Source organism: Variovorax sp. CF313, from assembly GCF_000282635.1.
Classification (GTDB): domain Bacteria; phylum Pseudomonadota; class Gammaproteobacteria; order Burkholderiales; family Burkholderiaceae_C; genus Variovorax.
Genome location: NZ_AKIW01000048.1, coordinates 1 through 18569 on the forward strand (window position 1 = coordinate 1; position 18569 = coordinate 18569).

Sequence of the window (18569 nt, forward strand, 5' to 3'; positions counted from 1 at the left end):
CGCCATCCGCTCGACCGTCTCACGATCGAACAACTCGTCCGCATACAGGAAGCTCGCCTCGACCCGCCCGTCCTCGAACTCCAGCGTCTGCAGCGTCAGTTCGAACTGCGCGTCTTCTTCCTCGAAGTCCAGCCGCTCGACCGACACGCCCGGCCACTCGGCCAGCGAACGGTGGTCGCGCCGCACGTGGTTGAACATCACCTGGAACAACGGGTTCGCGCTCAGGCTGCGTTCGGGCCTCAGCGCACCGACCAGCTGTTCGAACGGCAGGTCCTGGTGGGTCTGCGCGCCGATGGCCGTGTCGCGCGTCTGCACCAGCAGCTGCGCCAGCGTCGTCCTCGCATCGATCTGCGAACGCAGCACCTGCGTGTTGACGAAGAAGCCCACCACGCCCGCCGTGTCCGCGCGGTTGCGGTTGGCAATGGGCACGCCCACGCGCGCATCGGTCTGCCCGGTGTGCCGGAACAGCAATGCGTTGAAGCCCGCGAGCAGGGCCATGAACAGCGTCGCGCCTTCGGACGCCGCGGATTGGCGCAGGCGGTCAAGCGTGTCGCCGGGCAAGGCGACGGTGACGCGCGCCGAGCCGTAGCGGCCGTCGGCGTTGCGCGGTCGATCGGTTTGCAGCGAGATCACCGGCTGCCCGGTGCCCAGCTGGTCGCGCCACCAGACGAGCTGCCGTTCGCCCTCGCCGCCGTCGAGCCACTGGTTCTGCCACACGGCGTAGTCGGCGTACTGGACGGGCAGCGCAGGCAGCACCGCGGCCTGGCCGTGCACGCGCGCGGCATACAGCGCGGCCAGTTCGTCGAGCGTGAGCTGCACCGACCACCCGTCCGACACGATGTGGTGCATCACCACCAGCAAGCGATGCGTTCGCGCATCCGTCTTCAGCAGCACGGCGCGCATCAGCGGGCCGTGCGTGAGGTCGAAGGGCTCGGCGCGAATGCGGTGCTCCTCGCGCCGGATCGCGGCGTCGCGCGCGTCGGCGTCGAGCGTGCTCAGGTCGATGCAGGGCAACGCGACCTCCACCGCTTCCCGGATGACCTGCTCGGCCTCGCCATCGCCCGCCTCGCGGAACACGGTGCGCAGCGACTCGTGGCGGTCGACCAGCGCCTGCAAGCTCGCGCGCAGGGCGTCGGTGTCGAGCTGCCCGCCGAGCACGAGGCCGCCGCTCAGGTGGTAGGCCGTGCGGGCCGGGTCCAGCTTCCACAGGAACCACTGCCTGCGCTGGGCGAAGGACAGCGGCGCGCGGTCGCGGTGCGGGCGCGGGGGGATGGTGCTCGTGCCGGCCTGCTGCTGCATGCCGGCGCTTGCGCCGCGCAATCGTTCCTTCAGCCTGGCGCGCTGTTCCGCGCTCAGGCTGGCGCGACGCTCGGAGATGTCGTGGAGTTCGGGCATGGCGGGTTCTTCAGGCGGTGGCGGGCAGGCGATCCGTGGCCGCGGCGACGGCATCGGCCAAGTCGGCGTTCTCGATCTCTTCGATCAGGCGGGTTTCGACCAGCAGGGCCAGGTCGGCGATGGTGGGCGCCTTGAAGAAGGCGGCCGGATGCAGTTCGATGTCGTAGGCCTTGCGCACGCGCGCCAGGATCTGGATGGCCAGCAGCGAGTCGCCGCCCAGCTCGAACAGGTTGTCGTTCACGCCGACGGCGGTGATGCCCAGCATGTCCTGCCACACGGCGGCCAGGCCGGTTTCGAGATCGCCCCCGGGCGCGACATAGGGCGTGTCGAGCGCGGGGCGGGGGTGGTTGCGGCGCGTGGCGCGCGCAGCGTGAGCCAGGGGGCTGTTCTCGATCAGCGCCAGCATGCCGCTGTCGAGTTCGCCGAGCCGCTGCGCGAGGTCGGTCGTCGAGATCACGACCTGCGCATGCGCCGGCCCGTTGACGATGCGCTCCAGCGCCAGCGCGCCTTCGGGGCCGTCCATGCCCACGCCCTCCGGCAGCACCATGCCCGCGGCCATGCCCAGGTCGCGCCAGGCGTCCCAATTGACCGAGAAGACCGCGTGGCCGGCGCTGCGCCGCGCCTGTGCGGCCAGTGCGTCGAGGTAGGCGTTGGCGGCGGCGTAGTCGCTCATGCCCAGGCCGCCGGCCATGCTGGAGATCGATGAACAGAAGAGCACGAAGTCGAGCGGCTCGCCGCGCACGGCCTCCAGCAGGATTTGCGTGCCGCGCAGCTTGGGCGCGAACACGGCCTCGACCATGGCGCGCGTGCGCTGGCTGATCATGCCGCTGCTGGCATGGCCCGCCGCGTGGATCACGCCGTGGATGGCGCCGAAGCGCTGCCGGGCCTGCGCGGCCGCGGCCTGCATCTGCGCGGCATCGGCCACGTCCGCCGACAGCACGAGCACTTCGCCGCCCAGGGCTTCGAGTTCGAGCAGCTGCAGCAGCTTCTGGCGGAGGGCCGCGGGCTGCTCGGGCGAGGCTGCCAGCGATTCCCACGCGGCGCGCTCGGGCAGCGGCGAGCGGCCGAGCAGCACCAGCCTGGCCTGCCACGACCTGGCGAGGTGCCGCGCCACCGACAGGCCCACGCCGCCCAAGCCACCGGTGATCAGGTAGACGCCGTGCGTGCGCAGGCGCTGTTGCGGCCCGGCCCCCTGCGCCGGCAGCGCCAGCGGCTCGTAGCCCTTGACCCAGCGGTGCGGCCCGCGGTAGGCCACGAGCGGCTCGTCGCGCGCGGCAGGCGCGTCCGCCGCGAGCTGCGCCACCAGCCATGCCTCGGCCTGGCTGCCGGACACGGGCAGCACCACGTCGACGACGCGGCAGCCGATGTGCGGATACTCCTGCCCGATCACCTTGGCGAGGCTGAACAGCGTGGCCTTCTCGGGACACAGCGGCTCCAGGCCCGACACGTCTTCCATCCGGTTGGTGACGACCTGCAGCAACAGCTTGCGCTCGCGCCCGCCCGCCGTGCTGTCCAGCGCCTGCGCCAGGGCCAGCAGGCTGAAGAAGCCGCGCTCCAGCAACTCGCTCGACGAGGAAGGCGCAGCGAACTCGCCATCCACGCCCCACAGGTGATGGATGTTCGACACCGGGCCGATCCCGCCCTGCACCTTGCGCAGCAGCTGCTCGTGGTCGGCGCGCTCGCCAGGGCGCACGGCGTAGTGGCGCGGGCCGATCTCGACGAAGCCCGGGCCCTGCTCCACCCACACGACGGGATGCGCATCGGCGCTTTCGCGCAGATGGCGGACCAGCTGGCCGGCAAGGCCGCCTGCCTCGCCGAAGACCAGCGTGCAGGTGCCGGCCGGTGCGGGGCTGCGCACGGCGTGCAGCGGTTCGGTGCGCTTCCAGGTCGGCACGTGGAACGCGTCGGCCGCCGGATTCGAAAGCCTGGAGTTGGCGCTGCCCTCGAAGGTGCCTGCCTCCACCCAGTACGACTGGCGCTGGAACGGGTAGCTCGGCAGCGGCACCTGGCGGCGCGGCTGGCCCGCGCGGCAGGCGGCCCAGTCGATCTCGACGCCAGCGCACCAGAGCGCACCGGTCACGCTGGCCAGCTGCCGCTCGTTGCGGGCCTGTTGCTGCGGATGCGCCTGACTCGACCAGATGCCCACGGCCGAATCGGCTTGCGGATGCTGCCGCGCCAGGCCGGCCAGCGTTTCGCCAGGCCCCACCTCGAGCACGACGCGCCCCTTCACGCGCAGCAGCGCGGCCAGCCCGTGGGCGAAGCGCACCGTGCCGCGCAGATGGCGGCCCCAGTAGGCCGGGTCGGTGGCCTGCGCGGCGGTGATCGGTTCGCCCGTGACGTTGGAGATGAACGGAATGCGCGGCGCATGGCGCGGCACCGAGGCAATCACCTTCTGCAGCTCGGCCACGATCGACTCGGTCATGGCCGAATGCGACGCGATGGCGACATGCAGGCGGCGCGGCAGGAGGCCGCTTGCGAGCAGTTGCTTCTCGACCGCCTCGATGGCCTGCAGCGGCCCCGAAAGAACGCAGAGCTGCTCGCCGTTGACCGCGGCGATGTCACAGCCGGCGCCGACGAACGGCTTCAGCCCGGCTTCGCTCAGCGTGATGGCCGTCATCGCCCCGGCGGGCATCGACTGCATGAGGCGACCGCGCGCGGCGACGATGCGCAGCGCGTCTTCGAGGCTGAACACGCCGGCCAGGCAGGCGGCCACGTACTCGCCGAGGCTGTGGCCCAGCATCACGGCGGGCCGCACGCCCCGCGCCATCCATGCGCGGGCCATCGCGTACTCGACGACGAACAGCGCCGGCTGCGTGTACTCGATGCACGAGAGCTTCTCGTCGGCCGCGGCCTCCGCTCCGGCTGCGGGGTACAGCAGCTGGCGCAGGTCCATCCCCATGGCGTCGTTCAGCAAGGCGCAGCAGCGGTCGACCTCGCCACGGAACACCGGGTCGTCGCGGTACAGCGCGGCACCCATGTTCGCGTGCTGCGTGCCGCCGCCGGGGAACAGGAAGGCGAGCTCGGGCGCATTGGCCGGCGCGCGCATCACCTGCTCGAAACCGCCCTCGGGCGAGAGCAGCGCCTGCGCGCCCATCGCATGGCCGTTGGCGACGATGGCGGCGCGCAGCGGCATCGCGCGGCGGCCGCTTTGCAACGTGTGCGCGATATCCGCGAGCGATTGATCGGCGGATGCCTCGAGATGAGCGCCCAGCCGCTGGCCGGCCTCCTGCAGCGCGGCGGCATTCTGCGCCGACAGCGGCAGCACCTGCCAGCCGGAAGAGCTTTCGGCAGGCTTCGCGGCCGGTGCCTCTTCGAGTACCACGTGCACGTTGGTGCCGCCGATGCCGAACGAGCTCACACCGGCACGGCGTGGCGTGGGGCCGGGGGGCCAGGGCTTCGTCGCGGCGTTGACGTAGAACGGACTGGCCGCGAAATCGATCTGCGGATTCGGACGCTCGAAGTGCAGGCTGGCCGGCAGTGTGCGGTGCTTCAACGCCATCACCGCCTTGATGAGGCCGGTGACGCCGGCGGCCGCATCGAGGTGGCCGATGTTGGTTTTCACGGAGCCGACGGCGCAGTAGTTCGTGCGGCCGGAGCCGGCCTGGAAGGCCTGCGTCAGCGCGGCCATCTCGATCGGGTCGCCGAGCACCGTGCCCGTGCCATGCGCCTCGACATAGCCTACCGATGCGGCGCTCACACCCGCGATCAGCTGCGCCGCGCGGATGACCTCGGCCTGGCCGTTCACGCTGGGAGCGGTGAAGCCGACCTTGTCGGCGCCGTCGTTGTTGGCGGCGCTGCCCTTGATGACGGCGTGGATGGTGTCGCCGTCGCGCAGCGCGTCGTCCAGGCGCTTGAGCACCACGATGCCCGCGCCGCTGCCGATCACCGTGCCGGCGGCCTTCTCGTCGAAGGCGCGGCAGTGGCCGTCGGGCGAGAGGATGGCGCCCTCCTGGTAGAGGTAGCCGCCGTCCTGCAGCAGGTTGAGCCACACGCCGCCGGCCAGCGCCATGTCGCAGTCATAGCCCAGCAGCGCCTGGCAGGCGGTGTGCACCGCGGCCAGCGATGTCGAGCACGCGGTCTGCACCGTCACGGCGGGGCCGTGCAGGTCGAGCTTGTAGGCCACGCGGGTGCACAGCGAGCCGCCGGAGTTGCCGCTCATGAGGCCCAGCAGGTCGGCGATGCCGCGGCCGTCGCCCAGGCCGAATGCGGGCAACAGGTGCCGCATCAGGTACAGGTTGGGGCCTTCGCCCGCATACACGCCGACCTTGCCCGGCCAGCGCTGCGCGTCGCAGCCTGCGTGCTCGAGCGCGGCCCATGCGCATTCCAGGAAGATGCGCTGCTGCGGGTCGAGGTACTCGGCCTCGCGCGGCGAGTAGCCGAAGAAGCCTGCGTCGAACTGGTCGAAGCCCTTGAACCGGGTGCCTGACTTCACATAGGCCGGGTCGTCGAGCAGTTCCTGCGGGACGCCTTGCGCGCGCAGCTGCTCGTCGGTGAAGCTGTCCACGGACTCCACGCCGTCGCGGATGTTGCGCCAGAGCGCATCGACATCGTCGGCACCGGGGAAGCGGCCCGCCATACCGACGATGGCGATCTCGATGCCGGTCGCACCGGGTTGTTCGGGTTGGTCCGGCTGTTCGTCGAGGGTGTGCATCAGTTGACTCTTTCCGCGGATTGGCGGCGTTGAAGCAAGGCGGCGCGCTGGCGCAATGCGCGGTCGTCGCCGGCCGTGGGCGAGGACGCGGGTGCAGCAGCACCACGTGCCATCCACCGGGCCAGCGAATCGACCGTGGGGTACTTGAAAAGATGAACCAGCGGGACCGTGGTGCGCAGCCTGTCTTCGAGCAGGCGGTGCACACGGACCAGCAGCAGCGAGTGCCCGCCGAGGTCGAAAAAGTTGTCGTGGATGCCGACCTTCTCGACCTGCAGGACTTCGGCCCAGATGGCTGCGAGGGCCTGTTCGACTTCGCCCTGGGGCGCTTCGTACGCCCTGTCGCTGCTGAACTCGGGCGCAGGCAGCGCCTTGCGGTCCACCTTGCCGTTGGCGTTCAGCGGCAGTGCATCGAGCACCATCAGCACGCTGGGCACCATGTAGTCGGGCAACGCTTCACCCAGGCGCTCGCGCAGCGCCGCCGTGTCGATGCCTTGGCCCGATACGTAAGCGACCAGCCTTGCACCCGAGGGGCCTTCGTTCGCGACGACCACCGCCTCCCTCACCTCGGGCTGCGCCTGCAGCTGTGCCTCGATCTCCCCCAGCTCGATGCGAAAGCCCCGCACCTTCACCTGGTGGTCGATGCGCCCCAGGTACTCCAGCTGCCCCTCGTTGCTCCAGCGCACCAGGTCGCCGGTGCGGTACAGCCGGTTGCCGTTGTCGGTGGCAATGAAGCGCTCGGCCGTCAGGCCGGCTCGCCTCAGGTAACCCCGTGCGAGGTGGATGCCGCCCAGGTACAGCTCGCCGGCCACACCGGCCGGGACTTCGTTCAGGCTCGCATCCAGCACATGCGCCTGCGTGTCGCTGATCGGCCGTCCGATCGGCACCTGCGTGCTGCCGTCGTCGCGGCACGTCCACTGGGTGACGTGGATGGTGGTCTCGGTCGGGCCGTACAGGTTCTGCAGCGTGGCGCCGCCCAGGCGCTGCAGCGCTTCCTTCTGCGTGGCCGCGGGCATCGCTTCGCCACCGCAGATGATGTGCTTCAACTTGGTCGTCGCCTCGATGCCCTCGTAGGCCAGGAAGGCCTGCAGCATCGAGGGCACGAAGTTCAGCGTCGTGATCTGGTGCTTCCGGACCAGTTCGACCAGGCGCACCGGGTCGCGGTGGTCGCCGGGGTTGGCGATGACCAGCCGGGCGCCCGCGGTCAGCGGCCAGAACATCTCCCAGACGGACACGTCGAAGCCGAACGGGGCCTTGTGCAGGACCGTATCGGCACCTTCGAGCGTGTAGAACGCCTGCATCCAGGCCATGCAGCTGAAGAGCGCCGCGTGGCGGATGGCGGCGCCCTTGGGGCGGCCGGTGGAGCCGGAGGTGTAGATGACGTAGGCGAGGTGTTCGCCGTGAAGGGCGATCTGCGGATCGGCGTCGGACTCCGAAGAGGTATCGAGCGTGTCGAGTTCGAGCACCTGGAGGGCTTCGGTGCCAGGGATGAGGCTGCGCAGGTGGCGCTGGGTGAGCAGCAGCGAGAGGCCGCTGTCCCCGACCATGTAGGCCAGGCGCTCTGCGGGGTACTCAGGATCGAGTGGAACGTAGGCACCCCCCGCCTTCAGCACCGCGAGGATGCCCACCATCATCTCGGTGGAGCGCTCCGCGCACAGGCCCACCAACGTGTCCTGCCGTACACCCAAGGCGATCAGGCGATGGGCCAGCCGGTTCGCACGCGCATTGAGTTCCGAGTAACTCAGCGCCTCGTCGCCGAAGACCAGCGCGGGGGCCGAGGGCTTCAGCCTCGCATGCGCTTCGATCTGCCGATGCACGGGCTGTGCGCCTTCGTGGCGGTGCTTGTTCCCGCTCCACGCCGCCAGCTGTGCGCGCTCCGCCGCACCCACCAGCGGCACGTCGCCCACCGCCAGTTCGCGCCGCCAGGCCAGCGCCTGCAGCACCGCCACATAGTGCCCCGCCATCCGCTCGACCGTCTCACGGTCGAACAACTGCGCAGCGTAGACGAAGCCCAGCGTCAACGTGCCATCGGGCGTCTCGCGCGCTTCGAGCACCAGCTCGAATTGCGCCTCTCCATCGGGCAGTGCGTAGTGCGCCACTTCGAGCCCCGGCAATTGCGCCAGCGCCCGGTAGTCTTCGGCCAGGTGATTGAACATCACCTGGAACAGCGGACTCTGGCCCAGGCTGCGCTGCGGCTGCAGCACCTCGACCAGTTGCTCGAAAGGCAGGTCCTGGTGCGTCTTCGCGCCCAGCACCGCCTCCCGGGCCTGCGCGACGACCTGCGACAGGCGCATGCGCGCGCCGATCGGGTTGCGCAGCACCAGCGTGTTGACGAAGAAGCCGATGACGCCTTCGGCCTCGACCCTGCTGCGGTTGGCCACCGGCGCGCCGACGCGGATGTCCTCCAGTCCGGTATAGCGATGCAGCAGCGCCTGGAACCCGGCCAGCAGCACCATGAAGAGCGTCGCGCCCTCGGACGCCGCGGATTGGCGCAGGCCGGCCAGCAGCGCGGCGGGCACATCGACGCTGTGCCGCGCCGCGCTGTAGCCGATCTGCGCGGTGCGAGGACGGTCGGTCGGCAGTGCAAGCACAGGGTGCTCGTCGCCAAGCTGCTCGCGCCACCAGGCCAACTGCCGTTCGGCTTCACCAGCGGCCAGCCAGCCTCGCTGCCACACGGCATGGTCCACGTACTGGGCGCGCGCGCCGGCACGGCGCTGCGTGTCGCCTCGCAGCCGCGCGGCATAACCGGCCGCGAGTTCGTCGAGCAGCACCTGCATCGACGCGCTGTCCGAGATGATGTGGTGCATCACCACCACGAGCAGATGCGACGTGTCCGACAGGCGCACCAGCGCCACGCGCAGCAGCGGCCCCTGCGTCAGGTCGAAGGGCGTGGCGTGAAGGCGCCTCGCTTCCCCGGCGGCGCGCGCTTCGCGTTCGCCGGGCGAGAGGTGGCGCAGGTCGACAAGGCTCAACAACGGCTCCCACGACGGACTGATCAGCTGTTCGGCTGAGCCGTCCGCGCCGGCGAGGAACACCGTGCGCAGCGACTCGTGGCGCGCGGCGATGTCTTCGAATGCGGCGTGCATCGCTGCGGCGTCCAGCGCGCCCGACAGGCGAAGCGCACCGCTCATGTGGTACGCGGTGCTTTGCGGCGAGAGCCTCCACAGGAACCACTGGCGTTCCTGCGCATGCGACAGCGGCAATGGCTGCAGCCGGCGCTCGGCGGACAGCGGTTCGATGGCCGCGCCGGGCGCAGCAGAGACCGGGTTCGCATTGCGGCTGTGCACTGCATCCGCACAGGCGTTCAGCCGGGGCTGTTCGAACAGGTCGCGAATGCCGAACTCGATGTTCCAGCGCCGCGCGATGCGCGCGGCCGCCTGCACCGCCGCGAGCGAATTGCCGCCCGAAGTGAAGAAGTGAGCGTCGTGCGCCAGCGTGCGCCCTTCGGGCCACCTGAGCACTTCGCGCCAGATGGCCGCCACCGCCTGCGCGACATCGTCGAGCACCGGTGCCTCGGCCGGCACCGGCGCACCGCTGCCGCCGAGCGTGAAGGCCCCATGCTCGTGGATCGCGTAGGCATCGAGGCTGCGCGCCGCGAGCCCCGCGCGGCACGCCTGGCGCTGGAGCTTGCCGCTGGAGGTCTTGGGCAGCGCGCCGGGGTTCAGCAGCGCCACAACGGCCGGCGCTTCGCCGAACACCTCGCTCACGGCGGCGCCAAGCGCCTCGACGAGCACATCTGGCGCCACCAGCTTCTGCATGCTGCGCGACACCTCGGCCGCCACGCCGATGCCCTCGCCTTGCGGCCCCGCCACCGCGAACGCGGCGACGCGGCCCTTGCGCACGGCCTCGACCTCGGCTTCGATGGTGCGCTCGATGTCCTGCGGGTAGATGTTGTGGCCGCGGACGATGATCAGGTCCTTGATGCGGCCCGTGACGTAGAGCTGCCCGTCGTGCTGGAAGCCGAGGTCGCCGGTGCGCAGCCAGCGCCGGCCTTCATGCTCGGCGAAGGTCTCGCGGGTTTCGGCGGGCTTGCCCCAGTAGCCGGCGCAGATGCTCGCTCCGCTGGCCCAGATCTCGCCGACGCGGCCCGTGCCGAGCGCGGCCAGCGAGGCGGTGTCGGTGATGCGCACCTGGTGGCCTTCAGGCACGGCGCCGCAGCCGACCAGCAGGGCGCCTTCCGCGCTCTCAACGCCCTCGCCTCTTGCGAGCGCGCTGCTTGAGAAGCTGCGCGCGACCAATCCACCGCCGCGTTGTCCACCAGTGACGAACAGGGTCGCCTCGGCCAGGCCGTAGCAGGGGTACGCTGCGCGGAGGTCGAAGCCCACGGGCGCGAACCGCTCGATGAATTCGGCTTCGGTGTCGGCGCGCACGGGCTCGGCGCCGGTGTAGGCCACGCGCCAGCTCGACAGGTCGAGGCCCGCGAGCCGCGATCCCTTCACGCGGTCGAGGCACAGGCGGTAGGCGAAGTCAGGGCCGCCGCTCAGCGTGGCGCGGTGGCGCGAGATGAGTTCGAGCCATCGCACCGGGCTTTCGAGGAAGTAGCGCGGCGAGGTCAGCACGAGCGGAATGCCGCTGTAGAGCGGCTGCATGAGGCCGCCGATCAGGCCCATGTCGTGATACAGCGGCGCCCACGACACGAACTTGTCGTCCGGCCCGATGCCCATGCCCTCGCGGATGGCGCGCTCGTTGGCCATGAGGTTGCCGTGCGTCACGATCACGCCCTTGGGCGCGGAAGTCGAGCCCGAGGTGTATTGCAGGAATGCGGGGTCGTCCTGCGCCGGCGAGAACGGGGTCCATGCGTCGGCGAGATCGTTGTCCACCGCGTCCACGGCGATCATCGACGCCTGCGCGAACGACTCTGCGGCACGCTCCATTGCAGCCTGCATCGCCGACGAGGTGAGGATGCAGCGGGCCTGCGAATCGTCCGCAATGCCCGCGAGGCGCGCGAGATGCTGGGGCCGCATGGATTCAGGCGGAAACACGGGCACGGCGATCACACCGGCATAGAAGCACGCCAGCATGCTCACGGCGTAGTGGTCGTCGTTGTCCAGCATGACGAGGGCGCGGTCGCCTTTCGCAAACTGCTGTTGCAGGCGCGCCGCCAGCGCACGCACGCGCGTCTCGAAGACTGCGTAGCTGAAGGGCTTCTCGAAGCAGGCGCCGTTCGCTTCTCCGGCCACCGTGAGCCAGACGTCGTCGGGCCGCGCCCGCGCCAATGCCCGCAGGTGTTCCACGAAGTTCGCGGATTCGGGGTGCCCCTGGTTCGGTGCCACCGCGGTTGTCGTTGTGCGTGCCATCTCGCTCACTCCAGATAGTCGGAAAGTGCGCAGCCGGCGTCGGGCCGGCTGCGTTCGGGCAAGGCGTCATGCAACTGCATGGGGTGCATGCCGTCCTCCGGCCATGGCCTGGCCCACGCGCCGCGTCAATGCATCGAGGAAGGCGGCCTCGCGCTGGCGGATGAAGAAATGGCCGCCGTCGAACCAGTCGAGCGTGAACGCGTCGCCGGCATGCGCCGACCACGCCTCCATGCGCGGGGCGTTGATGTCGTCCCGGCGGCCCGCAAAGACATGCAGGGGCATCGGCAGCAGCGCATCCGCCGCGTACGCGAAGCTCCGGCAGACGCGGTAGTCCGCGCCCAGCGTGTCGAGGGTGATGCGCATCAGCTCGGCGCTGGCAAACACCTCTTCGGGGGTGCCGCCCTGCTTGCGCAGCTCGGCGGTCAGCGCGGCGTCGTCGTGCGTGCCGGGCAAGCGGCCGGGATCGCGCTGCGACGGCGCCGAACTGCCCGATGCGAGCAAGGCCCGCGGCAGCGGCCGGCCCAGCGCGCGAAGCCGCTGCGCGACGCCGTAGGCCAGCAACGCACCCATGCTGTGGCCGAAGAGCATGAAGCTGCCCTGCATCGCATCGGCCTGTTCGGCGCAGATGCGCGCGACCTGGGCGTCGAAGCTTTCGACGAAGCGCTCTCCCATGCGCATGCCGCGGCCCGGCAGCTCGACGGGCACGATCTCGATCCAGCGCGGCAGCAGGGGCCGCCAGCGCAGGTACATCGTTGCGCTGGCGCCCGCGCACGGCAGGCACAGCAGCGACACCCTCGCCGGCACGGCCATCAGAGCGCGGCAGCCTGCGCCGCCATCCAGTCGCGCAGCGACTTCGGACGCATGTCGGTCCAGTTCTTCTCGACGTAGTCGAGCGCCGTCTTCTTGTCGCCCTTGACGCCGTCGACGGCCACCCAGCCGCTGGGCACGGCCTTCCAATGCGGCCAGATGGAGTATTGATCTTCGTGGTTGACCAGGACGATGAAGGTTTCGTCTTCGCGGTCGAAGCAGCTGGTAGACATGGTGCGTCCTTGTGCGGTTATCGGGGAAGCGGCAGGAAATCGGGCGGTCGATTGCTGCGCTTCTGATCAACATGACGGTTCGGGAGCGAATCTGTTCACTCCCCCGGGGCGTCGCGCACGTCAATCGTTGATCAGGTGGCGCATGGCGCCGATGGCTTCATCGGCCTCGGCGATGAGCCGGTTCACGAGCCCGAGCGCGCAGCCCAACTGCGCCGCGATGCCGCGCTGCGTGAGGCCTTCGAGGCGGTAGAGCTGGAACGCCGCGCGCGTTCTCGCGGGAAGCCGCGAGAGCGCCTGCTCGATCAAGCCAACGGCCTGGCGGTCACGCATAAGGCAGTCCGGCGAAGATGGCCCGGGCACGTCCAATGTCTCGACATCGATGTCGAAGGTGCGGTAGGTGGCCTCGAGCGACTGGCGGCGGCAATGGTCGAGCGCCAGATTGCGCACCACCTGGCAGCAGTAGCCCATGGGCTTGTCAATCTTGCGGCAGGCGCCGTCGGCGATCCGGAGGTAGGCATCCTGCACCACGTCGTCCGCGAGATCGGTGGTGCGCACGATCCTGCGGGCAACGTGCCAGAGCTGGGCCCGGTTGGCGACGAAGACATCTCCCAGCGATGACTCGGGCGAAGACATGGGCTGCATATTTAAATAAGAATCATTACTATTTATGAAGAAGGTGACACCCAGGATTTGCGATGTGCCCTCACTTCCATAGACGTTTGGGCGCACCAAACAGAGACATCTAAAATCCCGCCCCTTTGCTCGCTTTTCCCGCCGCGTCCCCCTGCCCATGAACATCGTCGTCAACGAAGACCTCAAAGCCTATATCGACCCCCTGACGCCGGAGGAACACGAAGCCCTCGAACGCAGCATCCTCGCCGAGGGCTGCCGCGACGCGCTGGTGCTTTGGGGCGATGTGCTGGTGGATGGCCACAACCGCTACGGCATCTGCCAGAAGCACGGGCTGCCCTTCCAGACGGTGCAGAACACGCGCTTCAAGAGCATCGACGACGTGCACCTCTGGATGATCGACCAGCACCTGGGCCGGCGCAGCATCTCCGACTTCCTGCGCGGCGTGCTCGCGCTGCGCAAGAAGGACATCGTCGATCAGCAGCGCACCCGCGCGGTGGCGCAGCCGGCTTCGCCGCCGGACGCCGCGCACGATCCGTCCGCCCCGCCGTTCGACGTCGATCCGTCCGCCGACAGCGCTCCCATGCCCCCACCCGCCCCGCTGAACAGCCGCGAAGCCATCGCCCGCGCCGCGCGGCTGAGCAGCAGCCAGGTGGGCATGATCGAGAAGATCCAGAAGCAGGCCGCGCCGGAACTGGTGGCGGCCGTGAAGTCGGGCGTGATCTCGATCAACACCGCGGCCGCGGTCGCCACGCTGCCGGCCGAGGAGCAGATCTCGGCCGCGAACGCCGGCAAGGACGAGCTCAAGCAGGCCGCCAAGCGCGTGCGCGAGTCGAAGAAGAAGCCGCGAGAAGAGTCCGCCGAAGCGGATACGCACGACGCGCCTGACACGGTACAGGCGCTGCAGCAGCGCGTGGCCGAACTCACGGCCGAGAACGAAACCCTGCGCCGGCAGGTGGCCGAACTGCGGGCGCAGCTCGGCCATTGAGCGCATCGGCCTGCAGAGGCCGGCCGACGCGTTTTCCTACAGCTGGATCTCGCTGATCTTCGCGCCCGACAGCGAGACGCCGGCTTCCAACCCGACGTTCGTCATCACGAAGCCCACCACGGGCTGGCGCAGCGTGTTCGTGTCGATGCTGCCGTTGGCCCCGATGGTCGCGAGCGCCACCGTGGCGTCGGCACCTGCCGTCCAGCCCTTACTGCTGCGGAACTTGTCCAGCGCCGCCTGCGTGGTGAACACGTAGATCACCGCCTTCGACTGCGCACCTGCCTGGAAGCCCACCGATCCGGCGGTGGTGCTGTAGTAGGACTGCGTGCGACCGTTCACGCGCAACGCGCCTCGGCCATACTCGGCGCCCACGCCCATGCTGGCACCCACCACGGCGGGAAACACCAGCACCCCGCTCGACCTGGCGACCAGATCGCGCGAGCCCTTCACGGAGTCATACAGCTTGGACAGCGAGGCATCGACCTGGGCGTCGATGGAAGTGCGCGAAGACGCGCTGCTGGCCTGATCCTGCGGCCGCGTGGTGGTGCACCCGACAAAAGCCAGGCTGCACGCCGCCACGGCGGACGAAAGCGCCAGCGTGCGGAGATTCATGGTTTTCATGGCGGATTCCTTTGCAAAAAAAACATGGATCGGCAAACAAAGCTCTGCCGTCGGCGGCAGACAAGTTCCATGCTAAATCCGCCAAAGAGGGGCAAATCCGGCTTGCGACATCGGCCTACGCGAAGTCACGGTGTCGACGAACGGTGCCCCCCTTCTCGTCAGCCCGCTCAGGGCAGAACAGTGATGCGGCCGGTTGCCGGCGGCGCCAGCGGGCTGTTCGCCTTGATGTAGGCCTCCAGGGCGTCCACGTCCTGGTCGCCGCCGAGCGCGTCGGTGCCCTGGTTGAAGACGGTGAAGTTGTCGCCGCCGGTGGCCAGGAAGCTGTTCATCGTCACGCGGTAGGTGGTAGCGTCGGCCATCGCAGTGCCGTTGAGCGCCATGTTGCCGATGCGCGAACCGGCGGGCGCCGAGAGGCTGTAGCTGTAGCTCAGGCTGGCCGACGGCAGCAGCACCTTGGGCGAGGCCACCGTGTTGGAACCGCTATTGAACTGCTGCTCCAGCACCGCCTTGATCTGCGCGCCGGTCATGGTCTTCACCACCAGGCTGTTGCCGAATGGCTGCACCGCGAAGATCTGGCCGTAGGTCACGCTGCCGTCGCCGGCCGGTGCGAGGTCGGCGCGCACGCCGCCCGGGTTCATGAAGGCGATCTGCGCGGCGCCCTTGCCGGCCGGGCTCGTGGCTGCGAGCTGCGCGTCGGCGATCAGGTTGCCCAGCACGCTTTCCCTCGACGCAGTCTGCGTGCGCGTGGCCGTCGCGGTGAGCGATCCCACCACGCGCTGCACCAGCGGCCCCGCGATGGCGAGGTACTGGCCGATGAGCGCGGCCACTTCCTGGTTCTTGCCGAAGGCGGGGTACTGGTCGGTCAGCGCGACGGTAGTGGCGCCGCTGGTGTAGGACTCGCCCTGCACGATCACGTTGTCAGCCGCCTTGGCCGTGACCTTGCGGGTGCGGGTGTCGATTGTGATATTGATGTCCGTCAGCAGCGTGCCGTACTGGCCGGCGCTGGTCAGCAGGAAGGGCTTGGCCGGGTTGGTCTTGCCGTAGTCGCACACGTACGAGCGGTGCGTGTGGCCCGAGATCACGACGTCCACCGCGGTGTCGAGCTTGTTCAGGATCGGCAGGATGTCGCCGCTCAGGCCGGCGCAGCTCTTGTCGTTGTAGCCCACGGTGGTGGTGCCGCCCTCGTGGACCACGACGACGATGGCATCCGCGCCCTGCGCCTTCAGCTGCGGGATCAGCGCGTTGGCGGTGTCAGCCTCGTCCTTGAAGCTCAGGCCAGCGACGCCGGCGGGCGTGACGATGTTCGGCGTGCCCTTCAGCGTCATGCCGATGAATGCCACCTTCACCGTGGCACCATCCTTCGTGAAGGTCTTCATGCCGGTGGCGGGGAACAACGTGTTGCCGTCGCCCTTCACGGTGTTGGCCGCGAGGAAGCCGAAGTTGGCGCCCGGGAAATTCTTGTTCACGCGGCAGGGTTCGAGCGCGGTGTTCTTCGCGCAGCCGCCGTTCTTCATGCGCAGCAGTTCGGTCTGGCCCTTGTCGAACTCGTGGTTGCCGACCGCGTTGAAATCGATCTTCATCGCGTTCACGGCCTCGATGGTCGACTCGTCGAGGAACAGCGCCGACACCAGCGGCGAAGCGCCGATCATGTCGCCGGCCGACACCACCGCGTTGTTCGGATTCTTCTCCTTGAGCGAAGCGATGGCCGAGGCCAGGTAGGCCGCGCCGCCGGCCGGCACCGGCACCGTGCCGCCGCCCTTGGCGGGCGCGTTGATCGACAGCTTCGGCGGTTCGAGGTTGCCGTGCAGGTCGTTGAAGGCAATGAGCTTCACGTCCACGGTGCCGGGCACGGCAGGTGCGGGCGCCGGCGCAGGCGGATTGCTGGCCGCGGGTGGCGGCACGAAAGGAGCGAAATTGTTCGAACTGCCGCTGCCTCCGCAGGCGGCCAGGGTGGCGGCCACCACGCCCGCGACGGCAAGGTGCTTCAACGATGGATGCATGGACCTCTCCTCTGTTTTGGAATGCAGCCGATGCTGGGGACGGCACATGACGAGACCGTGAAGGCCCCTCGGCTGCGCAAGGGATCGGCCGCTCAGGGCAACGGCACCAGGCGCACCGCGACCCCGGGGCCGAAGGCGGCCTGCAGCAGCGCCCTCGCCTGCACGCTGCGCTCGTCGGTCAGCGACTGCACTGCGAGCCAGCCTCCGGTCGGCCCGCGCTGCAGGTGCCAGCCCTCCTGCCCGAGGTTGATGAGCCGCGCGAGCGACGCTGCGTCGGCCACGGGCAGCGCCGTGGGCGTGATGTCGAGCCAGTCGGTCACCTGGTCGCTCTCGCCGCCCAGGCGCGCGGCCGCGCCCTCGGCAAGCGCCTGCTGCGTGGCCGCGTCCTGCACCGCGCCCTGCAGCACGATGCCGCCGCCATGCCAGCGGATTTCCAGCGACGGGGGAGCTGCATCAGCCGTGCGGACCTGAGCGTTGCCGCCGGCGGTCGGGTGCCACGCGACGGCGGCCGCCAGGATCGCGAGACAGGCGATCGACGCCGCAAGAATTCTGCCGAGGGGATTCGTCATTTCGAGGCGCGAGCGTGCCACGCCACGCGTGACGCCGCTGTGACGGCCGCCCCGCCTACACGCATCGCGGCGCCGCGATGACCCCGAGCCGGGCCGGATCCGATACGCTCGAGGTCCGCCTCCCGCATTCCCCAAACATCCCGAGGAACGAACCCATGGCAGCGAACGCGAAAGTCACAGGAAATGTCGAATACCGGGCCGGCGACGGCCCCCTGATCCTCATTCCCCAAGGACCGATCGAAGTCGAGCTGGCACCCGACAGCGCGGTCATCAGTTGGGGCGATGCCGGCAACATTCAGACGACGGCCATTCCGCTTGCCGAATACCAGCGCTACCTGAGCGAGGGCGTGATCCAGAGCGACTGAAACGATGCGCATGCGCACCGCCCATGAAAAACGGCCCCGAGGGGCCGTTCTTCATTGTTCTGCATCCGCAGCGCGAGGCTGCGGTGCATCACTGCCGGTTCTTACTTCTTCTTCGCAGCCACGGCCTTCTTGGCGGGTGCGGCGGCCTTCTTCGCTGCGGGCTTTGCAACCACGGCCTTGTCGGCCTTGCGCTTTGCAGCCTTCGGGTCCACGGCGGCCTTGAAGGCGGCGCCCGGCACGAACTTCGGCACCTTCTGTGCAGCGATCTTGATCTTGGTGCCGGCGCTGGGGTTGAAGCCCGAGCGTGCGGCGCGCGCCACTTGCTTGAAAGTGCCGAAGCCGACGATCTGAACGGGGTCACCCTTCTTCACTGCGGCGACGATCGAGCCCGTGACGGTCTCGAGGATGCGCGCGGCTTCTGCCTTGCTGACGTTGTGGGCGGTGACGATTTTTTCGACGAGTTCGATGCGGTTCAACTGAGTTTCCTGATAGGTTTGATTTCGCCATGTTGCCTATGGCGGCGCAGCACGAATACAAGCTGCAAGCGGGGCGGAGTTTATTCGACTGCGAGAGGCCGGATGTAACGCGGTCGCTTCAGGCCTTGGTGGATCCGCCTTCGATCAGGCCTTCGGCCAGTATCGCGGCGCGAACGGCGGGGCGTTTCGCGGTCGATTCCATGTAGCGGACGATTGCCGGCCAGAGGGGAAAAGTCGAGCCCCGCGTGCTGACCGAGGCGCAGGATCAGGCCGACCAGGGACTTGACGAGCAGATCGCACTGCGCGTGCTGGGAGATCATCAAGGTCATGGGCCAGTTCGGTGCGCAGCGCTCGGAGCTGTTGAGAACGTGCCGACCGCGAGCGAAGGCAAAGAACTCAAGAACTTCGCATACAAGATCTGGAGCGGCTTCATGGTGCCGAAGAACACGCCTGAAGAGATGGTGCAGAAACTGCACAAGGCCATCGGTGCGGCCTTGAAGGACCCGGGCGTGCGCACGCGGCTTGCGGCTTGCGGCTTGC

Annotated in this window: 11 protein-coding genes and 2 pseudogenes; 3 read left to right on the top strand and 10 right to left on the bottom strand. The window is 69.1% G+C overall.

The features are described 5' to 3' along the window. From PMI12_RS13910 to PMI12_RS13935, 6 genes are all read right to left on the bottom strand, one after another. The coding region (locus PMI12_RS13910; protein ID WP_007833360.1) for a condensation domain-containing protein at positions 1–1395 on the bottom strand (1395 nt) is incomplete at its 3' end. Positions 1396–1405: 10 nt separating this feature from the next. Beyond that, positions 1406–6046 carry a type I polyketide synthase gene (locus tag PMI12_RS13915; RefSeq protein WP_007833362.1) on the bottom strand — a complete coding sequence of 1547 codons (4641 nt, stop codon included), beginning with the start codon at positions 6044–6046 and terminating at the stop codon, positions 1406–1408. Continuing rightward, positions 6046–11340, bottom strand: coding sequence for a non-ribosomal peptide synthetase (locus PMI12_RS13920; RefSeq protein ID WP_007833364.1), 5295 nt, complete (start codon positions 11338–11340; stop codon positions 6046–6048). The genes PMI12_RS13915 and PMI12_RS13920 overlap by 1 nt, the downstream gene beginning before the upstream one ends. A gap of 66 nt (positions 11341–11406) precedes the next feature. Next, positions 11407–12150: a thioesterase II family protein gene (locus tag PMI12_RS13925; protein WP_007833367.1), complete on the bottom strand. Its 744-nt coding sequence runs from the start codon at positions 12148–12150 to the stop codon at positions 11407–11409. Then, on the bottom strand, positions 12150–12380 hold the full coding sequence (locus PMI12_RS13930; RefSeq protein ID WP_007833368.1) for an MbtH family protein: 231 nt from the start codon (positions 12378–12380) through the stop codon (positions 12150–12152). Before PMI12_RS13930 ends, PMI12_RS13925 begins: the two co-directional genes overlap by 1 nt. A gap of 120 nt (positions 12381–12500) precedes the next feature. Beyond that, positions 12501–13013, bottom strand: a complete 513-nt coding sequence (locus tag PMI12_RS13935) for a sigma-70 family RNA polymerase sigma factor (protein WP_007833370.1) — start codon at positions 13011–13013, stop codon at positions 12501–12503. A 157-nt stretch (positions 13014–13170) separates the two neighbouring features. On the opposite strand from PMI12_RS13935, the gene PMI12_RS13940 reads away from it, so the two are divergent. Further along, positions 13171–13998, top strand: a complete 828-nt coding sequence (locus PMI12_RS13940; protein ID WP_007833371.1) for a hypothetical protein — start codon at positions 13171–13173, stop codon at positions 13996–13998. Positions 13999–14034: 36 nt separating this feature from the next. Here PMI12_RS13940 and PMI12_RS13945 read toward each other — a convergent pair whose 3' ends face one another. The 3 genes from PMI12_RS13945 to PMI12_RS13955 form a co-directional block, all read right to left on the bottom strand. After that, positions 14035–14619: a BPSL1445 family SYLF domain-containing lipoprotein gene (locus tag PMI12_RS13945; RefSeq protein ID WP_007833372.1), complete on the bottom strand. Its 585-nt coding sequence runs from the start codon at positions 14617–14619 to the stop codon at positions 14035–14037. Positions 14620–14786: 167 nt separating this feature from the next. Beyond that, positions 14787–16619, bottom strand: a complete 1833-nt coding sequence (locus PMI12_RS13950) for a bifunctional metallophosphatase/5'-nucleotidase (protein ID WP_007833373.1) — start codon at positions 16617–16619, stop codon at positions 14787–14789. A gap of 92 nt (positions 16620–16711) precedes the next feature. Further along, a complete protein-coding gene (locus PMI12_RS13955) occupies positions 16712–17188 on the bottom strand; it encodes a hypothetical protein (RefSeq protein ID WP_007833374.1) in 477 nt (158 codons plus the stop codon). A gap of 155 nt (positions 17189–17343) precedes the next feature. On the opposite strand from PMI12_RS13955, the gene PMI12_RS13960 reads away from it, so the two are divergent. Next, positions 17344–17553: a hypothetical protein gene (locus tag PMI12_RS13960; RefSeq protein ID WP_007833375.1), complete on the top strand. Its 210-nt coding sequence runs from the start codon at positions 17344–17346 to the stop codon at positions 17551–17553. A gap of 101 nt (positions 17554–17654) precedes the next feature. On the opposite strand, the pseudogene PMI12_RS13965 reads toward PMI12_RS13960, so the two are convergent. Next, a pseudogene (locus PMI12_RS13965) lies at positions 17655–18035 on the bottom strand (HU family DNA-binding protein); the annotation flags it as partial. Between the two features lie 312 nt (positions 18036–18347). Here PMI12_RS13965 and PMI12_RS28210 point away from each other — a divergent pair. Then, positions 18348–18569, top strand: a pseudogene (locus PMI12_RS28210) (tripartite tricarboxylate transporter substrate-binding protein); the annotation flags it as partial.

Bases quoted from the DNA above. Each gene is read 5' to 3' on its own strand.
- PMI12_RS13940 (WP_007833371.1), top strand. From the start codon at position 13,171: ATGAACATCGTCGTCAACGAAGACCTCAAAGCCTATATCGACCCCCTG.
- PMI12_RS13945 (WP_007833372.1), bottom strand. From the start codon at position 14,619: ATGAAAACCATGAATCTCCGCACGCTGGCGCTTTCGTCCGCCGTGGCG.
- PMI12_RS13955 (WP_007833374.1), bottom strand. From the start codon at position 17,188: ATGACGAATCCCCTCGGCAGAATTCTTGCGGCGTCGATCGCCTGTCTC.
- PMI12_RS13920 (WP_007833364.1), bottom strand. From the start codon at position 11,340: ATGGCACGCACAACGACAACCGCGGTGGCACCGAACCAGGGGCACCCC.
- PMI12_RS13925 (WP_007833367.1), bottom strand. From the start codon at position 12,150: ATGGCCGTGCCGGCGAGGGTGTCGCTGCTGTGCCTGCCGTGCGCGGGC.
- PMI12_RS13915 (WP_007833362.1), bottom strand. From the start codon at position 6,046: ATGCACACCCTCGACGAACAGCCGGACCAACCCGAACAACCCGGTGCG.
- PMI12_RS13950 (WP_007833373.1), bottom strand. From the start codon at position 16,619: ATGCATCCATCGTTGAAGCACCTTGCCGTCGCGGGCGTGGTGGCCGCC.
- PMI12_RS13930 (WP_007833368.1), bottom strand. From the start codon at position 12,380: ATGTCTACCAGCTGCTTCGACCGCGAAGACGAAACCTTCATCGTCCTG.
- PMI12_RS13960 (WP_007833375.1), top strand. From the start codon at position 17,344: ATGGCAGCGAACGCGAAAGTCACAGGAAATGTCGAATACCGGGCCGGC.
- PMI12_RS13935 (WP_007833370.1), bottom strand. From the start codon at position 13,013: ATGTCTTCGCCCGAGTCATCGCTGGGAGATGTCTTCGTCGCCAACCGG.